Source organism: Trebonia sp., assembly GCF_049794275.1.
Taxonomy (GTDB): Bacteria; Actinomycetota; Actinomycetes; order Streptosporangiales; family Streptosporangiaceae; genus Trebonia.
On sequence record NZ_JBARCR010000857.1, the window covers coordinates 1 to 6815 of the forward strand.

General features: G+C 70.0%; 6 protein-coding genes. 1 reads left to right on the forward strand and 5 read right to left on the reverse strand.

Annotated elements, in window-relative coordinates; all coding sequences use genetic code 11:
* A partial coding sequence (locus WA805_RS22165; RefSeq protein WP_425243291.1) for a dihydrofolate reductase family protein occupies window positions 1–408 on the forward strand: 408 nt, incomplete at its 5' end.
* Between the two features lie 28 nt (window positions 409–436).
* Here WA805_RS22165 and WA805_RS22170 read toward each other — a convergent pair.
* The 5 genes from WA805_RS22170 to WA805_RS22190 all read right to left on the reverse strand — a co-directional run bounded on the left by WA805_RS22170 (window position 437) and on the right by WA805_RS22190 (window position 6539).
* Window positions 437–1993, reverse strand: a complete 1557-nt coding sequence (locus WA805_RS22170) for an acyl-CoA carboxylase subunit beta (RefSeq protein ID WP_425243292.1) — start codon at window positions 1991–1993, stop codon at window positions 437–439.
* A 161-nt stretch (window positions 1994–2154) separates the two neighbouring features.
* Window positions 2155–2889, reverse strand: a complete 735-nt coding sequence (locus WA805_RS22175) for an alpha/beta fold hydrolase (protein WP_424559228.1) — start codon at window positions 2887–2889, stop codon at window positions 2155–2157.
* A 300-nt stretch (window positions 2890–3189) separates the two neighbouring features.
* Complete coding sequence (locus tag WA805_RS22180; protein WP_425243293.1) at window positions 3190–4941, reverse strand: MFS transporter; 1752 nt, start codon at window positions 4939–4941, stop codon at window positions 3190–3192.
* Between the two features lie 68 nt (window positions 4942–5009).
* Window positions 5010–5912 (reverse strand): NADP-dependent oxidoreductase, encoded by a 903-nt coding sequence (locus WA805_RS22185; RefSeq protein ID WP_425243294.1) that lies wholly within the window; start codon window positions 5910–5912, stop codon window positions 5010–5012.
* 69 nt (window positions 5913–5981) lie between these two features.
* A complete protein-coding gene (locus tag WA805_RS22190) occupies window positions 5982–6539 on the reverse strand; it encodes a MarR family winged helix-turn-helix transcriptional regulator (RefSeq protein ID WP_422274454.1) in 558 nt (185 codons plus the stop codon).
* Between the last annotated feature and the right edge of the window lie 276 nt (window positions 6540–6815).

The following is a 6815-nucleotide window of genomic DNA, read 5'->3' on the forward strand; positions in this document are numbered from 1 at the left end:
CAGACCGACCCCGCCAACCCCATTGCCACGGCGATCAACTCGCTGCCCAAGTACGTCGTGTCCAACTCGCTCAGCGAGGCCGATGCGACGTGGCGCGGCGAGCACCCTGACACCGCTCGCCTCGTGACCGGCGACGTCATCGCGACGGTGCAGGGGCTGAAGGACGAACCCGGCGACGAGCTGCAGATCTGGGGGAGCGGCAAACTGCTCCAGACGCTGTTGCAGCACGAGCTCGTCGACCGCTTCCGCCTGATGACGTTTCCGCTGGTGCTTGGCTCCGGTCACCGCTTGTTCAACGACGGCATCCTCCCGGCAACGATGCGCCCTGCCGCCCTCACCGTGACGGATCTCGGCATCGTCATCGGCACCTACGAACCAGTCGGCCCGGTTCGCTACGGCCAGATGTAACCAGGGCGTCTCCCAGATCCGGCCGATGTCAGGGCCGCAGGCCGAACGCCGGCCGGCCGGGCGGGCTGCCGCGCAGCACCGCGTACGCGTCGCGGACCCAGTCGCACAGCAGCGGCCTGGTCTCCCGCGGGTCGATTATCTCCTCGATCCCGAACCGTTCAGCGGTCCGCATCGGGTTGCGTACCGCGTCGAGCCTGGCCCGGATCTCGGCCAGCAGCGCGGCCGGATCGTCGGCTTGCTCCAGGTCGGCTCGGTAGGCGGCCTCGATGCCGCCCTCGACCGGCAGCGAGCCCCAGTCGGCCGAGGGCCAGGCCCAGCGGCGCGTGAGCCGGTGCCGGTTGGTCAGGCCCGCCCCGCCGACGCCGAAGACCCGCCGCACGACGATCTCGGCGCCCGGCACCCCGGCCTGGTAAACAGCGGCGATCGCGCGCACCCCATGCCGGATCGTCGCGCGTTGCTCGGCCCTGGTCCCGATCAGCAGCCCTGGCTGGTCGGTGAACGTCACCACCGGAAGGTGGAACGCAGAGCACAGATCGGCTAGCCGGGTAACCGCCTCCGCGCCCTCGACGGTCAGGCAGCCGCCGGCCACGTACGGGTCGCCGGCGACCACGCCGACCGGATGGCCGTCCAGCCGGGCCAGCGCCGTGACGATCGAGCCGCCGTAGCGCTGGACTTCCATGACCGAGCCGGTGTCGAAGACGGCAGCCAGGATCGGGCGGATCCGGTACGGCTGGCGCCGGTCGCGTGGCACGGCCGTGAGCAGCTCGGCCGACCGCCGGCTGACCGGGTCCGCGTTCGCCGCGACCGGCGGCAGCTCGAAGACGCTCGGCGGCAGGTAAGACAGGAACCTCCTGATGAGGGTGAACGCCTCGACTTCGGACGCCGCGATCAGGTCGACGGCGCCGTTCCTGGCATGCACTCGCGACCCGCCGAGCTGCTCCTTGTCGACGTGCTCGCCCACACCCGAGCTGACCACCGGCGGACCGGCCACGAACAGCTGCGCCGTGCCCTCGACCAGGATCGACAGGTGGGCCGCGCACAGCCGGGCGGCACCGAGGCCCGCGACCGGGCCGAGCCCGGCCGCGACCACCGGAACCATCGACAGGTTGTCCACGACGTAATCCCAGCCGGGGTTGACAGGCACGTAGGTGTGCCCGCTTTGTTCCAGGGTCTTCACGCTGCCGCCCCCGCCCGTGCCCTCCACGAGCCTGACAATCGGCAGGTGCAGCTCGTTCGCGAGTTGCTCGGCGTAGATCTGCTTGCCGATGATCGAGGCATCCGCTGCGCCGCCGCGAACGGTGAAGTCGTCACCGCCGACGACCACCTTGCGGCCGTCCAGGCGCCCGGTTCCGGTCACGAAATTGGCCGGGATGAAGCTGGCGAGCTCGCCGGACTCGTCATATCCAGCGGTTCCGGCGAGCGCCCCGATCTCGTGAAATGAACCCTCGTCCAGCAGCAGGGCGATGCGCTCCCTGACGGTCAGCCGGCCGGCGTCGCGCTGCCGCTTGATCTTCTCCGGCCCGCCCATGCGCTCGGCGAGCTCTTGGCGGCGGCGCAGTTCATCCAGTTCCGGTTGCCACGTCATGTCCCCAAAAGCTAACCGACCGAGCCGGTCCCGGCTAGAGCCCAGCCAGCTGAGGTCTCGGGGGAACCACGCGCCCGTTCGGGCTGATGCTCTCGATTTTCCCGAACGGATGCGGCTGGCTGTAGCAGCGTCAGCTGGAACCCGCAGCGGGCATACCCGGACTACCGGGAGGCGGCGCGGCGGATGGGCGCGAATGTCGGTACCGGGTCCTTGGTGAAGAACTCGGTGATGACCATGTTGCACAGCTCTGGTTTCTCGACGAGCAAACCGTGCGACGTGCCTGGAACGACGGATAGCTCGGCGTCGGGCAGGCTCCGGTACAGATCGACAGCGTGCTCCAGGCGGACTTCGTCGTCGTCGGCGACCATGACCAGCGTGCGGCATGCGACCTTGCCCAGGTCGTCGTGCGTGAGAGCGGGCTCGTGAGCGTGCATCGTGTCAAGCTTGGCGACGATCACGTCGTAATGGCCGATTCCGTCGGGTGACACCTCGCCGTAGCCCGGCCGGAGGAAATCCGGCGGGTCGCCGTCGAGGACCCCGTCCTGCCAGCCGTCACGGTGGAAGACCCCGGCGGCGAACACGAGACGGCGCACCAGGTCGGGACGGCGAAGCGCGACGGTCAGCGCGAGGATGGCGCCATCGCTGCAGCCGAGCAAGTGCACCGGCCCGCCGATCACTGTCTCGATGAACGTGATCGTGTCCTGTGCCATGAGCTCGAAGGTGATAGGCCCCGCCACGTCGGGCGTGTGCCCATGTCCGCGCTGTTCGGGGGTATACACCCGGAAATGCCGCGCGAGGGCTGCCACGGTAGGGGCCAGCGCGCGCGAATCGACTCCGGCGCCGCCCGGGTGCAGCGCGACCAGCGGGTCACCCTGGCCGCGCGTGTCGTACCACATCCGCACATCCGCTAGTTCCGCTGTCGCCATACCAGTACGACCAAGACAGGAACCCGAACTCATCGCTCATGACCGGGCTGCGTTGCGGCTCGTTGTAGGTTGACCGCATGGACGAGAACAGGGCCCGCCGCGTCGCCGACGCTCTCAGAGAGCGCGGCATTGACGCACACCTGGAAACTGCGGGGATCGATATCTTCGGAGTACGTGTCGTGCTCAGCGGCGGACGCGAGGCGATCTGGGGTAACGAAGGCACGTCGTCCCTGGAGGCCGAGGTGCTGCTCGACGGGGACCTGGTCGGCTTCATCCCGGAGATTGCCGGCTCCGAGGCATTCGACGAGGCGCAAATCGTGGACGCCATCGCGCGAGCCGACTATGAGGAGCCCATCGGCCGGGAACTCCCGGAGGCGCCGCCGCCCGCTCCGGCGCTGACGCGGGAGGGCGGGCTGTTCCGGCGCTTCCTCGGCGGCTTCCGAGAGAACCCGGAGTAAGTAAGGCACCGCTGTTGGCCTGCGGGTTCGTCCCGGTGCGTGGCCCGAAGGCGATCGGGCAGGCGAGGTGAGGCACCGGAGTTTGGACGACCGCCGGCCGTGGTGTCGGGATGGGGTCGCGAGATCCGGTGATGAAGAGTGCGGAGAGCACCGCGGCGCAGGCGAATGCCGCCGCGCAGATCCAGCTGATCTGGGCGAAGCTGGCCTGAAACTGCACCGGGTCGGTGTAGGCCGCGCCGGTCAGGCCGGTGATGGGCGGCAGCGCGGCGATCCAGAACAGGCCCGCGACCCGCGCCACGGCGTTGTTCACCCCGGAGGCCAGGCCGGCCAGGGAGTCCGGGGCGGAGTTCATCGCGGTGGCGGTCAGGGGTGGCAGGAGGGACGCCAGGCCGAGGCCGAACAGCAAGGCCACCGGCAATACGACCGTCCAGTAGCTGGCGTGCGGGCCGACGCGCACGGCGAGCGTGGACGCAACCGTGCACAACAGGCAGCCCGCCACTAGTTGTGGCCGGGGTCCGATCCGCTGGGCCAGTTGGCCGCTGGCTCCTGACAGCAGCAAGGTCACGACGGTGACCGGCACCAGTGCCGAGCCCGCCACCACCGGGCTATAGCCGGCGATGATCTCCAGGGCGGGGATGAAGACGAACGCGAAGCCGCCGAGGGCGCCGTTGACGACGAAGGTGACGGCATTCGCGGCGCGGAACTGCGCCGGCCGGAAGATCGCGGGCGGGAGCATGGGGTGGCTCTTGCGCCATTCGGTGACGGCGAAGGCGGCCGACGACCCCACGGCGAGCACCGCGGCGGCGACGAACCTCGGCGAGCTGACGCCGCCGCCAGGCAGAACGATGATCGCGTAGGTGATCGCGGCCAGCGCGACGACGCCGGCCAGCGCGCCGGGCCAGTCGGCGCTCCCGGACACCGATGTGTCGCGGGATTCGGGGACGTGGCGCTGCGTCATCCACGCGACCGCCGCGGCGACCGGGACGTTGATCAGGAAGATCCACCGCCAGCTGCCGGCTTCCAGCAGCCACCCGCCGAGGAAAGGCGCGATCGCGGAGGACACCCCGCTGAATCCAGCCCACGTCCCGATCGCATGCGTGCGGTCGTCGGGCTTGAAGGCCGCCTCGATGATCGCCAGGCTGGCCGGTGTCATCAGCGCGCCGCCGATACCCTGCACGGCACGCGCGGCGATGAGCCAGCCGATGCTGGGCGCGGCCGCGCACAGCACCGACGCCAGGGTGAACCAGCCCAGGCCGATCAGGAACACCCGCCGCCGCCCCCAGCGGTCGCTGAGCGAACCGGCTAGCAGGATCAGCGAGGCCAGGGTCAGCGTGTAGCTCATGACGGTCCACTGCAGGTCCTGGAAGCCGACGTGCAGGTTCCGCCCGATCGCTGGCAGCGCGACGGCGACCACCGTGGAGTCGATCCCTGCCACCGACGACCCCAAGATCATCGCCGCGAGCACCCACCGGCCTTGAGCGGAGCGGTAACGCAGCAGCTCGCGCGGGCCGGAACCGTCGGCCGGGCTCAGCTCGCCCGGCTGGGCGCTCGCGTCTGGTGTCACTGGCCGCATCTCCCTGTGGGTCCGGGCGGCATGTCATGAGCGGCTGGGCAGCGCGGTGCCCGCCCGAGCTACTCGAGGGTGAGGATAATGCGCTCGTGGATGTCGCCTTCCAGCTGGCGGTGGGCCTCGGCGGCCTGCTGCATGGGCATGGATTTGTGGGCACGCAGGCGGAGCCGCCCATCGGCCAGCAAGGCGATCGTCTCATCCAGGGCACCGGGAGCACGGTCCGGCGTGGGCTCGGACAGCATGACGCCGAAGTCGGCGGCGGCCGGATCCGACAAGGTGATGACCCGCTCCGGTCCGCCGGCCAGGGCGATCGCATCGGCGAGGACCCCCTTGCCCGCGGCGTCGAACACGGCGTCGATCGCGCCCAGCGCGCGGACCCGGCCGGGCAGGCCCGCGCCGTACCGCACCGGCGTCGCGCCCAGCTCACGGGCGAGCGCGTCGTCGTGCTCGCCGACCGCGCTGATCACCGTGACTCCCTGGGCGACCGCCAGTTGCGTGGCGATGATGCCGACCGATCCGCCGCCGCCGAACAGCAGCAACGTCTCACCGCTTTTGACGTTCAGCTGCCGCAGCACGCCGGCGGCCGCCTCGGCGGAGCTGGGCAGCGCGGCGGCATCGGTCCACGAAACGCTGTCCGGCTTGCGGGCCCAGATGGACGCCACCGCGTACTCGGCGTAACCCCCCAGGCTGAACAGCAGCGCGGTGACGCCATCGCCGGCGGACGTGCCGGTCACACCGGGCCCGATCGCGTCGACGGTGCCTGCTGCCTCGAAACCGAGCACCGCGTTCGGGGGCAGCGGTACGGCCTTGAGATAGCCGGCCCGCAGAGCCAGATCGGTCGGGCTGATGCCAGCGGCCTTGACCTTGACCCTGATCTGTCCCTCGCCCGGTTCGGTCAGCGGGACCCCGGTCCACTTCAGCACCTCAGGCGGTCCGTATCCGGTCATCACCACCGCGTTTGGCATGGCAGTTCCTTCCTGACGGCAGGCCGGTCACCTTCTCCTCCGCAACGTACGTGATATGTCACGTAAATGTCAACGTGATGTGTCACGTAATTCTCGGTCGGGAACCTCCGCCGGGTGCCAGTCGATCGGCGGCGGGAGCGTGCCTTGCTTGATGATGTTGGCGTACACGCTTTCCAACGCCTCGCTGAGCGGTCCTACCAGGTCGGCCGGCAGCCCCTCGAAGAACAGTCGCCGGACAAGATCCACGTGCCCGCGCGCCGCTTCCTCCTGAGCCTGCCGCCCGTGAGCGGTCAGGGTCACCTCGGTGACCCTCCTGTCGGTGGCGGACAGATCGCACGTCACCAGACCCCGGGCGCTCATCCGCCGTACGTGATGGGACACCCGGCTGCGCTCCCAGCCGATCTGGGCGGCGAGCACCGTGATCTGCATCCGCCCCCCCTCGGCAACGCTCAACGCGGTCAGCACGTCGTAATCGGGCAGCGACATGCCGCTATCGGCGAGGAGCTGGCGATTCATCTCGTAGGCCAGCCGCAGCTGGACCCGGATGTAGGCCAGCCACGCCCGCTGCTGGTCCCCCTCGAGCCATCCGCCGGCGGGCGCGGGGACGTTCTTGTCATTACGTGACATATCACCTGAGCTTACCGCTCCCGGCTGCCCCGCGCATGTGGTTCGCGGCGGGATTCGGCTACCGAGACGGCGAGACGGTAGCGTCCTGGCAGGCGAGCCAGAGGAGCGGACATGACTGATCAGGCGGTCCGAACAGAGCAGTCGGGGCCGGTCACCACCGTGTTCCTGCACCGGCCTGCCACGCGCAACGCCGTCGACGGCCCGACGGCGGCCGAGCTCGCCGCGGCCTTCCGCGCGTTCGACGCCGATCCAGGCGCCGCGGTCGCCGTGCTGCAC